Source organism: Streptomyces sp. NPDC033180, assembly GCF_055577645.1.
In genome coordinates, this window is record NZ_JBVIPU010000013.1 from 1 (window position 1) to 17,194 (window position 17,194).

Annotated in this window: 15 protein-coding genes, 1 rRNA gene and 1 riboswitch; of the genes, 13 read left to right on the forward strand and 3 right to left on the reverse strand. The window is 68.2% G+C overall.

Going from position 1 to position 17,194, the window contains the following annotated elements; genetic code table 11:
* The 11 genes from rrf to ACZ5WE_RS28755 form a co-directional block, all read left to right on the forward strand.
* Window positions 1–94, forward strand: a 5S ribosomal RNA gene (gene rrf, locus ACZ5WE_RS28705); the annotation flags it as partial.
* Window positions 95–254: 160 nt separating this feature from the next.
* On the forward strand, window positions 255–863 hold the full coding sequence (locus ACZ5WE_RS28710; RefSeq protein WP_367039729.1) for a CDP-alcohol phosphatidyltransferase family protein: 609 nt from the start codon (window positions 255–257) through the stop codon (window positions 861–863).
* A 112-nt stretch (window positions 864–975) separates the two neighbouring features.
* Window positions 976–3,471, forward strand: a complete 2,496-nt coding sequence (locus ACZ5WE_RS28715; RefSeq protein ID WP_467693238.1) for a sugar phosphate nucleotidyltransferase — start codon at window positions 976–978, stop codon at window positions 3,469–3,471.
* 89 nt (window positions 3,472–3,560) lie between these two features.
* Window positions 3,561–4,460 carry a DUF881 domain-containing protein gene (locus ACZ5WE_RS28720; protein WP_467693240.1) on the forward strand — a complete coding sequence of 300 codons (900 nt, stop codon included), beginning with the start codon at window positions 3,561–3,563 and terminating at the stop codon, window positions 4,458–4,460.
* Complete coding sequence (locus tag ACZ5WE_RS28725; RefSeq protein ID WP_030794354.1) at window positions 4,457–4,789, forward strand: small basic family protein; 333 nt, start codon at window positions 4,457–4,459, stop codon at window positions 4,787–4,789. Before ACZ5WE_RS28720 ends, ACZ5WE_RS28725 begins: the two co-directional genes overlap by 4 nt.
* 5 nt (window positions 4,790–4,794) lie before the next feature.
* Window positions 4,795–5,670: a DUF881 domain-containing protein gene (locus ACZ5WE_RS28730; RefSeq protein WP_467693594.1), complete on the forward strand. Its 876-nt coding sequence runs from the start codon at window positions 4,795–4,797 to the stop codon at window positions 5,668–5,670.
* A 199-nt stretch (window positions 5,671–5,869) separates the two neighbouring features.
* Complete coding sequence (locus ACZ5WE_RS28735) at window positions 5,870–6,721, forward strand: FHA domain-containing protein (protein ID WP_467693242.1); 852 nt, start codon at window positions 5,870–5,872, stop codon at window positions 6,719–6,721.
* A 16-nt stretch (window positions 6,722–6,737) separates the two neighbouring features.
* On the forward strand, window positions 6,738–7,481 hold the full coding sequence (gene ftsR, locus ACZ5WE_RS28740; RefSeq protein ID WP_467693244.1) for a transcriptional regulator FtsR: 744 nt from the start codon (window positions 6,738–6,740) through the stop codon (window positions 7,479–7,481).
* 53 nt (window positions 7,482–7,534) lie between these two features.
* The gene (locus tag ACZ5WE_RS28745) at window positions 7,535–8,008 is read left to right on the forward strand and encodes a bifunctional nuclease family protein (protein WP_006123076.1); all 474 of its coding nucleotides are present in this window, start codon (window positions 7,535–7,537) and stop codon (window positions 8,006–8,008) included.
* Between the two features lie 171 nt (window positions 8,009–8,179).
* Window positions 8,180–8,803, forward strand: coding sequence for a MerR family transcriptional regulator (locus ACZ5WE_RS28750; RefSeq protein WP_467693247.1), 624 nt, complete (start codon window positions 8,180–8,182; stop codon window positions 8,801–8,803).
* 71 nt (window positions 8,804–8,874) lie between these two features.
* Window positions 8,875–10,290 carry a DNA polymerase IV gene (locus ACZ5WE_RS28755; protein WP_467693249.1) on the forward strand — a complete coding sequence of 472 codons (1,416 nt, stop codon included), beginning with the start codon at window positions 8,875–8,877 and terminating at the stop codon, window positions 10,288–10,290.
* Between the two features lie 9 nt (window positions 10,291–10,299).
* On the opposite strand, the gene ACZ5WE_RS28760 is transcribed toward ACZ5WE_RS28755, so the two are convergent.
* Complete coding sequence (locus tag ACZ5WE_RS28760; protein WP_467693250.1) at window positions 10,300–10,680, reverse strand: PRC-barrel domain-containing protein; 381 nt, start codon at window positions 10,678–10,680, stop codon at window positions 10,300–10,302.
* 144 nt (window positions 10,681–10,824) lie between these two features.
* A riboswitch (glycine riboswitch) is annotated at window positions 10,825–10,922 on the forward strand.
* Between the two features lie 197 nt (window positions 10,923–11,119).
* Here ACZ5WE_RS28760 and gcvP point away from each other — a divergent pair.
* Window positions 11,120–14,005 (forward strand): aminomethyl-transferring glycine dehydrogenase, encoded by a 2,886-nt coding sequence (gene gcvP / locus ACZ5WE_RS28765; protein ID WP_467693251.1) that lies wholly within the window; start codon window positions 11,120–11,122, stop codon window positions 14,003–14,005.
* 90 nt (window positions 14,006–14,095) lie between these two features.
* Here the strand turns inward: gcvP and ACZ5WE_RS28770 are convergent, their stop codons facing one another.
* Entirely contained in the window at window positions 14,096–14,302 is a 207-nt protein-coding gene (locus ACZ5WE_RS28770) for a DUF5999 family protein (RefSeq protein WP_361843540.1), read from the reverse strand.
* A gap of 304 nt (window positions 14,303–14,606) precedes the next feature.
* Window positions 14,607–15,191: a hypothetical protein gene (locus ACZ5WE_RS28775; protein WP_467693253.1), complete on the reverse strand. Its 585-nt coding sequence runs from the start codon at window positions 15,189–15,191 to the stop codon at window positions 14,607–14,609.
* Window positions 15,192–15,675: 484 nt separating this feature from the next.
* Here ACZ5WE_RS28775 and ACZ5WE_RS28780 point away from each other — a divergent pair, with 484 nt between their 5' ends.
* Window positions 15,676–17,193 carry a glutamate-cysteine ligase family protein gene (locus ACZ5WE_RS28780; protein ID WP_467693255.1) on the forward strand — a complete coding sequence of 506 codons (1,518 nt, stop codon included), beginning with the start codon at window positions 15,676–15,678 and terminating at the stop codon, window positions 17,191–17,193.
* Window position 17,194: the final 1 nt, after the last annotated feature.

A 17,194-nucleotide genomic window follows, 5' to 3' on the forward strand; every position in this document is an offset into this window, starting at 1 on the left:
AACGCCCGGTTACATTCCGAACCCGGAAGCTAAGCCTCACAGCGCCGATGGTACTGCAGGGGGGACCCTGTGGGAGAGTAGGACGCCGCCGAACTTCTTTTATAGCCGTGGTCCCTGGACTTATTGTTCAGGGACCACGGCTATTTTGTTTTCCGGGGTCTTTCTAGTCCTCGGCCACCCCTCTGCACCGCCGGCCGACAACTGACGGTAAGGTCGGGGGCATCATCGGCTCGTTTCCCACAGGAGGCCCCCGGGTGGAGGTCCAGGAGACTCGCGTCCAGACGGACCGAGTCCTCACCATCCCGAACATCCTCAGCATGGCACGCCTCGTTGGCGTACCCCTCTTCCTGTGGTTGATCCTCAGGCCGGAGTTCGGCGGACCCAAGAGCGATCATTGGGCGCTGCTGGTGCTGATGCTGAGCGGCATCAGTGACTATCTCGACGGCAAGCTGGCCCGCCGCTGGAATCAGATCAGCAACCTCGGGCGGCTGCTCGACCCGGCTGCTGACCGGCTCTATATTTTGTCGACATTGGTCGGGCTCACGTGGCGGGAGATTCTTCCGCTGTGGCTGACCGCTGTGCTGCTCCTGCGTGAGCTGGTCCTACTGGTGATGGTCGGGATCCTCAGGCGTCACGGCTATCCGCCGCCCCAGGTGAACTTCCTGGGCAAGGCCGCCACCTTCAACCTGATGTACGCCTTTCCACTACTGCTCCTGAGCGACGGAAGTGGCTGGATCAGCACTCTCGCTGCTATTTTCGGATGGGCGTTCGCAGGATGGGGTACAAGTCTGTACTGGTGGGCAGGGATCCTCTACGTGGTCCAGGTCCGCCGACTTGTCCGTGCAGACGCCACGGCCGATTGAGCTTGCCGGTTCGGCAGCTGTAAGGCTTACGGTCCCGTAAGTCGCATACGCGGGCCAGTTTTGGCGGGCTGAGTCGGCTAGATCGTCGCCTATCGAGGAGGACGCTTCCGACATGAAGGCCGTCGTAATGGCCGGAGGCGAAGGCACACGCCTTCGCCCTATGACCTCGAGCATGCCCAAGCCGCTCCTGCCTGTGGCCAATAGGCCCATCATGGAGCATGTGCTGCGGCTGCTGAAGAGGCATGGGCTCACCGAGACCGTAGTGACAGTCCAATTCCTGGCCTCTCTGGTCAAGAATTACTTCGGCGATGGTGAAGAGCTCGGGATGGAGCTCACCTATGCCAATGAGGAGAAGCCACTCGGCACTGCCGGGAGTGTGAAGAACGCCGAGGAAGCATTGAAGGACGATGCGTTCCTCGTGATCTCCGGTGATGCACTGACTGATTTCGATCTCACTGAGCTGATCAACTTCCACAAGGAGAAGGGCGCGCTTGTCACCGTCTGCCTGACGCGTGTCCCCAATCCGCTGGAATTCGGCATCACCATCGTGGACGAAGAAGGAAAGGTCGAGCGCTTCCTGGAGAAGCCGACCTGGGGGCAGGTCTTCTCCGACACGGTGAACACGGGTATCTATGTCATGGAGCCCGAGGTCTTCGACTACGTCGACGCCGATGTGTCCGTGGACTGGTCCGGCGATGTCTTCCCTCAGCTGATGAAGGAAGGCAAGCCCATCTACGGCTACATCGCCGAGGGCTACTGGGAGGACGTCGGCACGCACGAGAGCTACGTCAAGGCCCAGGCCGACGTCCTTGAGCGCAAGGTCGACGTCGAGCTCGACGGCTTCGAGATCTCGCCCGGGGTGTGGGTCGCCGAAGGCGCCGAGGTACACCCCGACGCCACGCTGCGCGGTCCGCTCTATATCGGCGACTACGCCAAGGTGGAGGCCGGCGCCGAGATCCGTGAGCACACGGTTCTGGGATCGAACGTCGTCGTCAAGACAGGGGCCTTTCTGCACAAGGCCGTCGTGCACGACAACGTCTACATCGGCCAGCACAGCAACCTGCGGGGCTGTGTCATCGGGCGGAACACCGACATCATGCGGGCCTCCCGCATCGAGGACGGTGCCGTCATCGGCGATGAGTGCCTCGTCGGTGAGGAATCGATTATCCAGGGCAACGTCCGGGTCTACCCGTTCAAGACGATCGAGGCCGGAGCGTTCGTCAACACCTCCGTCATCTGGGAGTCCCGAGGCCAGGCCCACCTCTTCGGGGCGCGCGGCGTCTCGGGGATCCTGAACGTGGAGATCACGCCGGAGCTCGCGGTGCGGCTCGCGGGGGCGTACGCCACGACCCTCAAGAAGGGCTCGACCGTCACCACGGCCCGTGACCACTCACGTGGCGCGCGGGCGCTGAAGCGAGCGGTGATCTCGGCGCTGCAGGCCAGTGCCATCGACGTACGGGACCTGGAGAACGTGCCGCTGCCCGTGGCGCGGCAGCAGACGGCTCGGGGCAGTGCCGGCGGGATCATGATCCGGACGACGCCGGGAGTGCCGGACTCCGTCGACATCATGTTCTTCGACGGGCGCGGGGCCGACCTGTCGCAGGGCAGCCAGCGGAAGCTGGACCGCGTCTACGCGCGCCAGGAGTACCGGCGGGCCTTCCCCGGGGAGATCGGCGATCTGCACTTCCCGTCCAGTGTCTTCGACTCCTACACAGGTTCGTTGCTGCGCAACATCGACACCACGGGCGTGGCCGAGTCGGATCTGAAGGTCGTCGTCGACGCCTCCAACGGAAGTGCCGGCCTCGTGCTGCCGAGCCTCCTCGGGCGGCTGGGAGTCGACGCGCTGACCATCAACCCGGGGCTCGACGAGTCGCGTCCGACCGAGACCTACGAAGCGCGCAGGTCGGGCCTTGTGCGGCTGGGCGAGATCGTGGCGTCGTCGCGTGCCGACTTCGGGGTCCGGTTCGACCCGGTGGGTGAGCGGCTTTCGCTCGTCGACGAGAAGGGGCGGATCATCGAGGACGACCGGGCGCTTCTTGTCATGCTCGACCTGGTCGCCGCGGAACGCCGCAGCGGTCGGGTCGCGCTGCCGGTCACGACGACGCGCATCGGCGAGCAGGTGGCCGCGTACCACGGGACGCAGGTCGACTGGACGACCACGTCACCAGACGATCTGACGCGCGTGGGGCGTGACGAGTCGACCATCTTCGGTGGGGACGGCCGCGCCGGGTTCATCATTCCCGAGTTCAGCAGCGTCTTCGACGGTACGGCCGCCTTTGTGCGGCTCATCGGTCTGGTGGCGAGGACGCAGCTCACGCTGAGCCAGATCGACGCGCGTATCCCGCGCGCCCATGTGCTGCGGCGGGACCTCGCGACGCCCTGGGCGGTCAAGGGGCTTGTGATGCGGACCGTGGTGGAGGCGGCGGGGGAGCGTTCGGTGGACACCACCGATGGCGTGCGGGTCGTGGAGTCCGACGGTCGCTGGGCCCTGGTGCTGCCCGACCCCGCGGAGGCCGTCACTCATCTGTGGGCCGAGGGGCCCGACGACGCGTCCGCTCAGGCATTGCTCGACGAGTGGTCCGCCGTGGTGGACAGCGCCGGTCGCTGACCGGCGACACGGGCCGGACGGCACCCCTGAGAGGTGCCGTCCGGCCCGCCGGTGGGGCCATTCGGAGGTAACGCCCGCGACGTGCGACGATGTGCGGCATGCCGCAGCAGCCCCCCAACCGGAGCGCCCCCTCGCGCCCTCGGCGTCCGGACGCCTCCATGTCGCTGCTGAACACGGTCATGGACCACAGCCTGGACGAGGGCTACGCCGAAGCGGCGGCTCGCAAGAAGGCGAAGGGCGCGGGTGGAGTGCCGCGTCCGCTGCGGGCGAAGCTTGGTCTCGCCCTCGGACTCGTGCTCGCGGCCCTGGTGGTGACGGTGGGTGCCGCGCAGGCGCGGATAGCGGCTCCGGTCGTCGCCAAGGAGCGCGCGGAGCTCATCGACCGGATCGAGTCGGCCACTTCGGACGCCGACGACCTCGAAGAGGACGTCGAGACACTCCGTGACGACGTGGACGAACGACAGCGCGAGGCGCTGAAGAAGCACGGGGGCAGCCAGGGCGAGTTGGTGTCCCTCCTCTCCGGTGCCACCAAGGCCCACGGGCCCGGCGTGAAGCTTGTGGTGGACGATGCCAAGCAGGCCGACCAGGGCGGAGGCGGGCCGCGCGAGAGCGCGGGATTCTCCGACACCGGACGGGTGCGCGACCGCGACATGCAACGGGTCGTCAACGGCCTGTGGCAGTCCGGTGCGGAAGCCATCTCCATCAACGATCAGCGGCTGACCGCACTGTCGGCGATCAGGGCCGCGGGTGACGCCATACTGGTCGACAACAAGCCGCTGGTGCCGCCGTATACGGTCCTTGCCGTAGGGGACGGGCAACGCTTGAGCACCAGATTCCAGAACAGTCGCGACGGTCAGTATCTGCATGCTCTGCAGGAGAACTTCGGCGTTCGGACCAGCATTTCCGTCCAGGAAGACGTCCGACTGCCGGCAGCACCGAGTGTGACCGTACGTACAGCAGAGCCGAAGGCAGGAAAGGGCACATCGTGATCGCCGTACTGGGCCTCGTCGTGGGAGTCGTGGCCGGATTGTTGGTCCGGCCCGAGGTTCCGGCGGTGGTCGAGCCGTACCTTCCGATCGCCGTGGTGGCGGCACTCGACGCGGTGTTCGGAGGCCTGCGCGCGATGCTCGACGGCATCTTCGACGACAAGGTCTTCGTGGTGTCGTTCCTCTCGAACGTGGTCGTGGCCGCGCTGATCGTGTTCCTGGGCGACAAGTTGGGCGTAGGCGCTCAGCTCTCCACGGGTGTCGTGGTGGTGCTCGGCATCCGGATCTTCTCCAACGCCGCCGCCATCCGCCGACACATCTTCAGGGCGTGAGGCGGATGGGTACGGACGAGACGCCCGGGGGCGAGAACCGGAGCAGGGAGCTGCCCGCGGAGGTGCACAGCGTGCCCGCGGAGTCCGGGGAGCCAGGGGGGAGCGCGGCGCCCGAGCAGGACGAGCGGCAGGACGAGCAGCGGGACGAGCAGGCGTCGCTCAGCGGTCGTCAGCGCCTGATGGAGGGGCTGTGGCCGCCTCGCGTCACGCGCCCCCAACTCATCGTGGCCCTGCTGCTGTTCGTGCTGGGGCTCGGTCTTGCCATCCAGGTGCGCTCCAACAACGACAGCAGCGCGCTCCGCGGCGCCCGTCAGGAAGATCTCGTACGCATCCTCGATGAACTGGATGACCGTACACAGCGTCTGGAAGGTGAGAAGCAGCGTCTCGAGGACCAGCGCACCGGGCTGGAGAACAGCTCGGACCAAGCCGAGGAGGCCCGCAAGCAGACTGTCGAGAAGGAGCGTCAACTCGGCATTCTGGCGGGCACCGTGGCGGCGCAGGGTCCTGGAATCACGCTGACCATCGATGACAAGAAGGGGTCGGTCGAGGCGGACATGCTGCTCGACGCCATTCAGGAGTTGCGTGCCGCGGGGGCCGAGGCCATCCAGATCAATGACGTACGCGTAGTGGCCAACACCTATCTGTCGGATACGGACAGTGGTGGTGTCCGGGTGGACGGCCGCACGGTGGGCAAGCCCTACCGGTTCAAGGTCATCGGCAAGCCGCAGGACCTCGAGCCGGCGCTGAACATCCCAGGTGGGGTGGTGCAGACTCTGGAGAAGGAGCAGGCCACCGTCACCGTGGCGCGAGCGGAGAAGATCGTGGTGGACGCCTTGCGAGCGGCGAAGCGGCCTGACTACGCTCGGTCGTCGTCCCAGTGAGGCGGGGGCGCATGGGGGCCGCCGGTCGAGGGCATGAGGTTGCGGGGGGTCGGCGCACTGTAAACGTGGTGCGTGGTGGAAACTGTTTGGCGGATACGGACGTTGTGAGGATGTCTGTGCTGCCGATGTACGCCGGTGTGTGCAATCAGGGTTCGTCCTGCCCCACGGGCGGGTCTGTTTCGGTCAAGGGGAATCGCCCGTGAAGTTGTTTGCGAAGTTGTTCGGCAAGAGCGCACGTGAGGACAGTGGCAATCCCGCCACCGCCCGGCACCGTGCCCCGCGCCATGGAGATGCCGAGGACCAGGGCGCCGAGCGCCCGATGTTCCGTGACCAGGTCGGTGGGCCAGGCGGTGACATTTCGGGCGCGCAGGGCGCGTCGTCTGTTGACCCTGCCGGTCCGGGCCGCATAGGTTTCGGAGAACCGTCGACCTCAGGTACGGGTGGAGGGTTCACCCCCGATCCGTACGCATCGAATGCCCCCGCGGGGCAGCCGCGGCAGGAGGATCCGTCCATGGCCCTGGTGTGTACGAGGTGCGGGAACCGCAACGCCGACGCGAGCCGGTTCTGCTCCAACTGCGGTGCGCCGCTGCGGGCCGGGGCCGCGCCGGAGCGTCCGTCCGAGACGACCTCGACCATCTCCATCTCGGGCCTCGAGGCCTACGACGCGGAGGTGACGGGGCAGACCGCCTCGCCCGCCCTCTCGCCGGAGGCCCAGGCCGCCGTTGACGCACTGCCGCTCGGCTCCGCGCTCCTCGTGGTGCGCCGCGGGCCGAACTCGGGCAGCCGCTTCCTCCTGGACGGCGAGCTGACCACGGCGGGGCGCCACCCGCAGAGCGACATCTTCCTGGACGACGTGACCGTCTCGCGCCGCCATGTGGAGTTCCGTCGCCTCGGGGACGGGTCCTTCACCGTCGCCGATGTGGGCAGCCTCAACGGCACGTACGTCAATCGCGAGCGCATCGACTCGGTCGCGCTGTCGAACGGCGACGAGGTGCAGATCGGCAAGTACCGGCTGGTCTTCTACGCGAGCCAGCGGGGCATCGGTATCTGATCTGTCAGGAAGGTCCATGCTTCAAACACCGAGGGGCGGTGCCGGCAACGGCACCGCCGCCGAGGACCGTCGGCTGATGAGCATCGGCGCCGTGTTGAACGCGCTGCGTGACGAGTTTCCCGAGGTCACGATCTCCAAGATTCGTTTCCTGGAGTCGGAAGGGCTCATCGAGCCGGAGCGCACGCCCTCGGGCTACCGGAAGTTCAGTCCTCAGGACGTCGAGCGGCTCGGTCACGTCCTGAGGATGCAGCGGGACCACTATCTGCCGCTCAAGGTGATCCGGGAGCACCTGGACGCCTTGGAGCGCGGTGAGCGGGTCTCCACGCCCTCTCTGGGGCAGCCGCGCGAGCCCGGTGATGCCTGGGGCGTGAGCGACACCGGGGAGCCCACTGCCGCCCGTGTGGGCCGTGCGGAGCTGCTTGCCGCCGCCGAGATCGACGCGGAGCAGCTCGCCGACTGGGAGACGTACGGGCTCATCGTGCCCTTGCCGGAGGGTGGTTACGACGCGGAGGCCGTGACGGTCGCCGCGCTCGTCGTGGAACTTGGGCGATTCGGTATCGAACCCAGGCATCTGCGCGCCATGAAGTCGGCGGCCGAACGTGAGGCCGGCCTGGTCGACCAGGTCGTGGCTCCGCTGCGCCGGCACCGCAATCCGCAGACCAGAGCCCATGCGGAAGCCCGTACGAAGGAACTCGCCGGGCTGACCGGGAAGCTGCATTCTGCACTGGTGCAGACCGCGCTCGGGGTGCGGTTGCCCTGACTCGGAGGGTGCCCGACTACCCAAACCGGCCGGGCACGTCCTAGGGTTGCTGTGTGAACGAGCTCGACGTCGTAGGTGTCCGGGTGGAAATGCCCTCCAACCAACCGATCGTGCTCCTGCGTGAAGTGGGAGGCGATCGCTACCTCCCCATCTGGATCGGACCAGGGGAGGCGACCGCGATCGCCTTCGCACAGCAGGGGATGGCGCCCGCACGGCCGCTGACCCACGACCTGTTCAAGGACGTGCTGGAGGCGGTGGGTCAGGAGCTCACCGAAGTGCGCATCACGGACCTCCGAGAAGGGGTCTTCTACGCGGAACTGGTCTTCGCCAGTGGAGTCGAGGTGAGCGCCCGGCCTTCCGACGCCATAGCGCTCGCGCTGCGCACCGGAACGCCGATCTACGGCAGCGACGGTGTCCTCGACGACGCGGGCATCGCCATTCCGGACGAGCAGGAGGACGAGGTGGAGAAGTTCCGCGAGTTCCTCGACCAGATCTCGCCCGAGGACTTCGGCACCAACAGCCAGTAGGCCGTCAGTTCCCGAGGGATCGGCGGACCATTCGGCTAGCCTTTCCCGGCGGTGCGGCACAGCAAACCACTCTTAGGGTGATTATCACTCGGCGTGCCGAGTGTGGCGATCGTTGACGAGCCCCTGGCGACTGCCTACCGTCGTGAAGGCAGGTCAAGGACGGAGGTCGGCGTGAGAAGCAGCGGCGACGGTACGGCGATGGGCGGGCCGTATCCGCTTCAGAGCAGCGCGGCCGGTCACTCTCCGAAGAGGCCGATGGCGGTTCAGGGGAGCGGGGACGCCACGTCCGGACAGTCCGAACAGGAACAGATCGGTTACCGGGGGCCGACCGCGTGCGCGGCCGCCGGCATCACGTATCGACAACTCGACTACTGGGCCCGTACGGGTCTGGTGGAGCCCAGTGTGCGGTCCGCGGGTGGATCGGGGACCCAGCGGCTCTACAGTTTCCGGGACGTCGTCGTTCTCAAGATCGTGAAGCGGTTCCTCGACACCGGCGTGTCCCTGCAGAACATCCGGACCACGGTCCAGCACCTGCGGGACCGCGGTTTTCAGGACCTGGAGCGGATGACGCTCATGAGCGACGGCGCGACGGTCTACGAGTGCACGTCGCCCGACGAGGTCCACGAACTGCTCCAGGGTGGCCAGGGGGTCTTCGGGATCGCGGTGGGTGTCGTGTGGCGGGACGTGCAAGCCGCGCTTTCGCAGCTGCACGGGGAGCGGATCGACACCGGCGAGACGCTGGTGCGGCAGAACCCCGCCGACGAGCTGGCCAGGCGGCGCAACAGGGCCGTGTGAGGCGGCCACGACCGTCGCCGGCCGCCTTGGGTGCGGGGGCGTTGTCAGTGGCGTAGGGCAGCATCAGAGGTGTGAGAACCGCGCCCACGATTCTGCATCTCGACATGGATGCCTTCTACGCGTCTGCCGAGCAGGCCGCGAAGCCGAGTCTGCGCGGGAAAGCCGTGGTCGTGGGCGGGCTCGGGCCGCGAGGCGTGGTGGCCACGGCCTCGTACGAAGCGCGGAAGTTCGGGGTGCACTCGGCGATGCCCATGGGGCAGGCGCGGCGGCTGGCTCCCAACGCCGCCTATCTGGTGCCGCGCTTCGGCCTCTATCGCGAGATCAGCGACCAGGTGATGACGCTGCTGCGGGAGCTGTCGCCGCTGGTGGAGCCGCTCAGCCTGGATGAGGCCTTCGTCGATCTGGAGGCGGGAGGGGTGGCCGACGACCAGGCGTCCGCGCTGGTGGTGGGCGAGCGGCTGCGCGCGGACATCAAGGCGGTGACGGGGCTCGCGGGGTCGGTCGGGCTCGCCGCGTCCAAGATGCTGGCGAAGATCGCCTCGGAGGAGGCCAAGCCGGACGGCCTGCGGCTGATAGTGCCCGGGACCGAGCGGGAGCTCCTGGCGCCGATGCCGGTCCGGACCCTGCCCGGTGTGGGCCCGGCCACCGGCGACCATCTGCGGCGGGGCGGGATCACGACCGTGGGGGAGATCGCGGAGGCCGGCGAGGACGAGCTCGTACGGCTCCTCGGGAAGTCGCACGGGAGCGCGCTGTACGCGATGGCGCTCGCACGGGACGAGCGGCCCGTGGTGGCGGAGCGGGAATCCAAGTCGGTCAGCGTCGAGGACACGTATGACGTGGACATCCATGACCGGGTACGGGTCAGGGGCGAGGTCGCGCGGCTCGCCGACCGGTGTGTGGAGCGGCTGCGGGCCGCGGGGCACTCGGGGCGGACCATCGTCATCAAGGTGCGGCGGTTCGATTTCTCGACGCTGACGCGCTCCGAGACGCTGCGTGGGCCGACGGACGACCCCGGGGTGGTGCGGGAGGCCGCCGCGCGGCTCCTGGAGTCCGTGGACACCACCGGAGGCGTGCGGCTCCTCGGGGTGGGGGTCACGGGGCTCGCGGACTACACGCAGGAGGACCTCTTCGCCCAGGCCCAAGCCCAGGCTCAGGCCGAGGCCGAGGCCGAGCAGGTCCAGGAGACGCAGCGTGAGGCCGAGGCGGAGCGGGCCGAGGATCTCGCAGAGAAGCCCGTGGGCGAGACGGTGGAGGAGCCGGTCGTGCCGGCCGAGCGGCGGTGGGCCGCCGGGCACGATGTGCGGCATGCCGAGTACGGGCACGGATGGGTGCAGGGCAGTGGCCTGGGGCGGGTCACGGTGCGCTTCGAGACGCCGGAGTCGTCGGCGCCGGGGCGGGTGCGGACCTTCCGTACGGATGATCCGGCCCTGGAACCCGCGGAGCCGCTGCCCCTGGTGGCGTCTCCTGAGGAGCGGGAGCGGCGGTGATGCCGGCCGTCAGGATTCTCCCTTGCCGGCGATCTTGCCGAAGTCCTGGTCCGGGGGTGGAGACGACTCGGGTGGTGTGATGTCCAGGCCGTAGTGGTGGTAGAGCTGCAGTTCCTGTTCGGGGGAGAGGTGGCGGCCGACGCCGAAGTCCGGGGCGTCCTTGATCAGGGAGCGTTCGAACGGGATGCGCAGGGTGCCGTCGCTGGTGAGTTCGCTGGGCTCCAGGGGGACGAACGTGTCCCGGCTGAACAGACCCGTGCGTATGGCCGCCCACTCCGGGGCGCCGGTGGCGTCGTCGAGATAGACCTCGTCGATCGTGCCGATCTTGGCCCCGTTCCGGTCGAACGCCTTCCGGCCGATCAGGTTGCGCGGATCGATATCGGTCTGCACGGGCCCTCCAACTGGTCGAGGCATGTCGAAGTGGGGCGTAACTCATCCTCGTTCGTTCGTCATCACTACGAAAGAGCACTTCGGGGCAGGCGGCCACTCGAGGGATCGGCCGTGGTCCTCGCTGGTAGGCTGGCGCTTGGCTGCTGACCCCGTGCGGGAGAGCTCTCCGGTCAAGACACCGGAGGCGCCGAAGGAGCAACTCCTCCCCGGAATCTCTCAGGCCCCCGTACCGCACGGACGAGGTCACTCTGGAAAGTAGGGCGGGCGTCGGGCGGGCACGTTCGGACCCCTTCCTCACCGACGGTGAAAGCCGGTGCGACGCCTCTCGCGGGGCATGGACCGGTGAAACTCTCAGGTTGAGATGACAGAGGGGGAGGCCGTCCGGGTACCCGTGCCGTGGTGCCCCTCGCAGGTCGCGTCAGACCAGGAGGCCTCCGCAATGACCGCCACCCCTCGCATCCCGCTCTCCCAGCTCGAACAGGGCATTCCCTTCGAGCAGCGGCACATCGGTCCCGACGTGGAAGCACGGGCCAAGATGCTCGCGCAGGTCGGATACGGCTCGCTCGACGAGCTGACCGCGGCCGCCGTGCCGGATGTGATCAAGAACACCGAGACGCTGAACCTGCCCGGGGCGCGTACCGAGGCCGAGGTCCTCGCCGAGCTGCGCTCGCTCGCGGACCGTAACCAGGTTCTCGATTCCATGATCGGGCTCGGTTACTACGGGACCTTCACGCCGCCCGTGATTCTGCGGAACGTCATGGAGAACCCGGCGTGGTACACCGCCTACACGCCGTACCAGCCCGAGATCTCCCAGGGGCGTCTCGAGGCGCTGCTGAACTTCCAGACCGTCGTCGCCGAGCTGACGGGGCTGCCCACCTCCGGTGCCTCGCTGCTCGACGAGGGGACGGCCGCCGCCGAGGCCATGGCCCTGTCGCGGCGTATGGGCAAGGTCAAGAACGGTGTCTTCCTCGTCGACGCGGACGCGCTGCCGCAGACGATCGCCGTCATTCGGACCCGCGCCGAGCCGACCGGTGTCGAGGTCGTCGTCGCCGATCTGAGCGAGGGCATCCCGGCCGACGTCGCCGAGCGCGGTGTCGTCGGCGTGCTGATCCAGTACCCCGGCGCCTCCGGTGCCGTACGCGACATAAAGCCCCTCATCGAGCAGGCGCACGAGCTCGGTGCCGTCGTCTCCGTCGCCGCCGACCTGCTGGCCCTGACGCTGCTCACCTCGCCGGGTGAGCTCGGCGCCGACATCGCCGTCGGCACCACGCAGCGCTTCGGCGTCCCGATGGGCTTCGGCGGCCCGCACGCCGGTTACATGGCGGTGCGCGAGAAGTTCGCGCGCAGCCTGCCGGGGCGGCTCGTCGGTGTCTCCGTGGACGCGGACGGCAACAAGGCCTACCGGCTCGCGCTGCAGACCCGCGAGCAGCACATCCGCCGCGAGAAGGCCACCAGCAACATCTGTACCGCTCAGGTGCTGCTCGCCGTGATGGCCGGAATGTACGCGGTCTACCACGGGCCCGAGGGTCTCAAGGCCATCGCACGGCGTACCCACCGCTACGCGACCGTGCTCGCCGCAGGACTCACCGCGGGCGGGGTCGAGGTCGTGCACGGCGCGTACTTCGACACCCTGACCGTGCGGGTGCCCGGCAGGGCCGACGAGCTCGTGGCCGCCGCCCGCGAGGGTGGCGTCAACATCCACCAGATCGACGCCGACCACGTCTCGCTGGCCTGCGACGAGACCACCACGCGCAAGCAACTGACCGCGATCTGGACCGCGTTCGGTGTCGAGGGCGACGTCGAGGCGCTCGACGCGGAGACCGCGGACTCGCTCCCGGCCGGTCTGCTGCGTGACGACGAGTACCTGACACACCCCGTCTTCCACCAGTACCGCTCCGAGACCGCGATGCTGCGCTACCTGCGCAAGCTGGCCGACCGCGACTACGCGCTCGACCGGGGCATGATCCCGCTGGGCTCCTGCACCATGAAGCTCAACGCGACCACGGAGATGGAGCCGGTCACCTGGCCCGAGTTCGGGCAGCTGCACCCCTTCGCGCCCGCCCAGCAGGCGCAGGGCTATCTGACGCTCATCCGTGAGCTGGAGGAGCGGCTCGCCGAGGTCACCGGTTACGACAAGGTCTCGCTGCAGCCCAACGCCGGTTCGCAGGGCGAGCTGGCCGGACTGCTCGCCGTGCGCGGCTACCACCGCGCCAACGGCGACGAGCAGCGCACCGTCTGCCTCATCCCGTCCTCCGCGCACGGCACCAACGCCGCGAGCGCCGTGATGGCCGGCATGAAGGTCGTCGTCGTGAAGACCAGCGACGACGGCGAGATCGACGTCGAGGACCTGCGCGCCAAGATCGAGAAGCACCGCGACGAGCTGTCGGTGCTGATGATCACGTACCCGTCGACGCACGGTGTGTTCGAGGAGCACGTCGCCGACATCTGCGCCCAGGTGCACGAGGCGGGCGGCCAGGTCTACGTCGACGGGGCGAACCTCAACGCCCTGGTGGGCCTCGCCCAGCCCGGCAAGTTCGGTGGCGACGTCTCGCACCTGAACCTGCACAAGACCTTCTGCATCCCGCACGGCGGCGGTGGCCCCGGCGTCGGCCCGGTCGGTGTGCGTGAGCACCTCGCGCCGTTCCTGCCCAACCACCCGCTGCAGCCCGCCGCGGGCCCCGAGACGGGCGTCGGTCCGATCTCCGCCGCGCCGTGGGGCTCGGCCGGAATCCTGCCGATCTCCTGGGCGTACGTACGGCTCATGGGCGGCGAGGGCCTCAAGCGAGCCACACAGGTCGCGGTGCTCTCTGCGAACTACATCGCCAAGCGCCTCGAGCCGCACTACCCGGTGCTCTACACCGGCCCCGGCGGGCTCGTCGCGCACGAGTGCATCATCGATCTGCGGCCGCTCAGCAAGGCGACCGGTGTCAGCGTCGACGACATCGCCAAGCGGCTCATCGACTACGGCTTCCACGCGCCGACCATGTCGTTCCCGGTCGCGGGGACGCTGATGATCGAGCCGACCGAGAGCGAGGACCTGGTCGAGATCGACCGGTTCTGCGAGGCCATGATCAGCATTCGCGCGGAGATCGAGAAGGTCGGCGGTGACTGGCCCGCCGAGGACAACCCGCTGCGCAACGCCCCGCACACCGCCGCCGCGCTCGGTGGTGAGTGGGAGCACGCGTACAGCCGCGAGGAGGCCGTCTTCCCGGCCGGCGTGGTGGCCGCGGACAAGTACTGGCCGCCGGTGCGCCGTGTCGACCAGGCGTACGGCGACCGGAACCTGGTCTGCTCCTGCCCGCCGCTGGATGCGTACGAGGACTGATATCGGGGTCCCGAACATGCGTGGGGGCCGGTCCGGAGTTGTGTCTCTCCGGGTCGGCCCCTTTGTTGTCCGTGCCGTGCGGCCGTCGCGTCAGGCGGCGGTCATGATCTTGTCCGTGCCCAGCGGTCGATGCGGGGCGATGATCTGACCGTCCGGCAGCAGCTCACCGGTGTCCTCGAACAGGAGGACGCCGTTGCACAGCAGGCTCCAGCCCTGTTCCGGGTGGCTCGCCATGAGGAGCGCGGCTTCCCGGTCGGCGGAGTCGGCTGTCGGGCACGGTGGTTGGTGCTGGCACATGGAAGGGTTCTTTCGCTGCGATGTGATGGCTGTGACGTCTGCCTTGCGGCTCGATGCGGTGTTCATGGCCGCCCCCCGTTTAGTCGGTCGGTCCCAGTGTTGCCCTACGGGCGTCAATCCGCAGGGATTTAGCGGCAGCGCTCCTTACTGCTTAATGACGTATCACCCGCCCGGACGGTTCAGCCCAACTGCACTGTCTCTTCGGGTGGTTCGGCGTGGTCATACCGGGCTAGTCCATATGGGCACACGACGCGCCGAGCCCCGCGGCCGAGACGGCGGCGGGGCACGGGAACGTACGGCGAGGTCAGGCGGGCGAGCCGAGCAGCGGCGCCGGGGTCATGCGATGCGTGAGGACCTTGAGGAGCTCCTCGGCGCGGTGCGGGCGGTGCGCCGCGATGCCGGGTGGCGCGGGCGCCAGGGGCACGAGGACATCGGAGGGCGCGAGGTGGCCGCCCGCACCGTCCGCGGTGCAGTCGCCGTGCAGCCAGAGTGTCAGCATGTAAAGCTCGGGTACGGACAACAATCGTGGCTGGTACGGCATGGGCATCGCTTCGGCATGGCGAAGGGCGCGCTCGGTGGACGCAATGTACGGACCTTCGAAGAAGTGCGAGAAGGTCCACCCGTCGGGCGTCAGCATCGTGTCCGCGGCGGCGACGGCTCGTTCGCCGGAGCGGATCAGGAAGCGCCACCCCGCGAGTCGGGTCGGTGAGTCGCCCGACGGGGCGATCCGGTCAAGTACATGCACAGGCAAAGGGAGTTCGGGGCTTGTGGGTCCCTGTGCGGCGCGCAGGGACGGGGTGCGGGCTTCGCGCACGGCGGTGGGTGAACCGAGTGCCGCGAGGACGCTGCGCAGGGCGGGCGCGGGAGCCGGGGGGACTTGCAGCGGCATGGTGGGTCGCCTCTCTCATTCGACAGGCACGGTGGAACGAGGACAGGTGCGGACGTCGCTGTCTGCTCCGGGGACAGAGGGGCGGGGGCAGGGGACCGCGAGCGCCAACTCTCTGCCTCGTTCGCGGAGTTTATACGACACGTGTTCAGGCAGTGTTTCGTCTAACCGCACCCGATATTGCCTGCAAGGCGTTATTCGGTCGCCATTTTGCGGGATTTAACCCGATTCAGGATGGGGCCCAGACGTTTGACCTCGGATCCCTTCGCAGAAGCGGACGGCCGATTCTCATCGGTGTTTTTCACCAGGCGTCGGTGCGAGGATTCGCCGGCGCACCTCATGCCTGGTGAATGTGCCGCTCGGGCTTGGCAAAGAGCGTACTGGGCCGGGGGCATGTGCGGGGCGTTATCGATCACATTGCAGGGCATCATCCACCGAGACACAGCGGCCGGATCATTGGCTGCCCATCCGAGGAGGGGACGCTTCGATGGGAGAGAAGGTCGTAGCGGGAACGTTTGATCTGGCCGAACGGAACCGGTACAGGACCAAGCTCAAGGAGTGTCTGGCGGGGCTGCGGAGGCTGTTGGACGAGGAGCGGTTCGATCGGCCCAAGAATCTGATGGGTGTGGAGATCGAGTTGAATCTCGCGGGGCCCGACGGCATGCCGAGAATGCTGAATGGGGAAGTTCTCGAACGGATCGCGAGCCGGGACTTCCAGACGGAACTCGGAATGTTCAATCTTGAAGTCAATATCGCACCGCACCGATTGGGCGGACGTGTTCTCGACCGTCTCGCCGAGGAGCTGCGCACCGGCCTCGCCTATGCTCACCGGAAAGCGAACGAGGTGAACGCCGGCATCGTGATGATCGGCATTCTGCCGACGCTCGCGCACCACGACCTGGTCTCGGGAAACCTCTCCGACGTCGACCGCTACGCACTGCTCAACGACCAGATCGTGGCCGCGCGCGGCGAGGAGTTCGTCCTGGACATCCAGGGCGTGGAGCGACTCAGCTGCACGTCCGCTTCGATCGCGCCCGAAGCGGCGTGCACCTCGGTGCAGTTGCACCTCCAGGTCACGCCGGGCCGGTTCGCCGACGTGTGGAACGCGGCCCAGGCCGTCGCCGCGGCGCAGATCGCCGTCGGCGCCAACGCGCCGTTCCTGTTCGGGCGTGAGCTGTGGCGCGAGTCGCGGCCGCCGCTGTTCCTGCAGTCCACCGACACCCGTCCGCCCGAACTCCAGGCCCAGGGCGTGCGGCCGCGGACCTGGTTCGGCGAGCGCTGGATCAGCGACGCGTACGAGCTCTTCGAGGAGAACCTGCGCTACTTTCCCGCGCTGCTCCCTCTCATGGACGAGGAGGAACCGCTGGAGGTGCTCGACGACGGCCGGGTGCCGCAGCTCGGTGAACTCGTCCTGCACAACGGCACCGTGTACCGCTGGAACCGCCCCGTGTACGGCATCGCGGGCGGCGTCCCGCACCTGCGGGTGGAGAACCGCGTGCTGCCCGCGGGCCCCACCGTCACCGACGTCATCGCCAACGCCGCCTTCTACTACGGCGTCGTACGCGCCCTCGCCGAGGAACCCAGGCCCGTGTGGACCCGGCTGCCCTTCGAGACCGCGGCCGCCAACTTCGACACCGCGTGCCGCGACGGCATCGAGGCCCGGCTGAAGTGGCCGCGGCGCGGCCGCTCGGGCGGGATCGTGGAGGTGCCCGCGGTCGCGCTCGTTCGCGACGAGCTGTTGCCGCTGGCCGCGGCCGGGCTCGACGCCTGGGGGGTCGAGCCGGCCGACCGCGACTTCTACCTCGGCGTCATCGAGGAGCGGTGCAGGCGCCGGGTGAACGGCGCGTCCTGGCAGGCCGCGACGTACCACCAGGCCCTGGAGACCGGGCTCGAACGCGACGAGGCGCTCGCCGCGACCACGCGGCGCTATGCCGAGCTGATGCACGCGGGGGACCCGGTGCACACCTGGCCGGTGGGGCTGCCCGAACCGGCCGTCCTGAGCTGAG

Excerpts from the sequence above, each read along its gene's own strand:
- ACZ5WE_RS28715 (WP_467693238.1), top strand. The coding sequence starts at position 976 with ATGAAGGCCGTCGTAATGGCCGGAGGCGAAGGCACACGCCTTCGCCCT.
- ACZ5WE_RS28720 (WP_467693240.1), top strand. The coding sequence starts at position 3,561 with ATGTGCGGCATGCCGCAGCAGCCCCCCAACCGGAGCGCCCCCTCGCGC.
- ACZ5WE_RS28730 (WP_467693594.1), top strand. The coding sequence starts at position 4,795 with ATGGGTACGGACGAGACGCCCGGGGGCGAGAACCGGAGCAGGGAGCTG.
- ftsR (WP_467693244.1), top strand. The coding sequence starts at position 6,738 with ATGCTTCAAACACCGAGGGGCGGTGCCGGCAACGGCACCGCCGCCGAG.
- gcvP (WP_467693251.1), top strand. The coding sequence starts at position 11,120 with ATGACCGCCACCCCTCGCATCCCGCTCTCCCAGCTCGAACAGGGCATT.
- ACZ5WE_RS28770 (WP_361843540.1), bottom strand. The coding sequence starts at position 14,302 with ATGTGCCAGCACCAACCACCGTGCCCGACAGCCGACTCCGCCGACCGG.
- ACZ5WE_RS28775 (WP_467693253.1), bottom strand. The coding sequence starts at position 15,191 with ATGCCGCTGCAAGTCCCCCCGGCTCCCGCGCCCGCCCTGCGCAGCGTC.
- ACZ5WE_RS28780 (WP_467693255.1), top strand. The coding sequence starts at position 15,676 with ATGGGAGAGAAGGTCGTAGCGGGAACGTTTGATCTGGCCGAACGGAAC.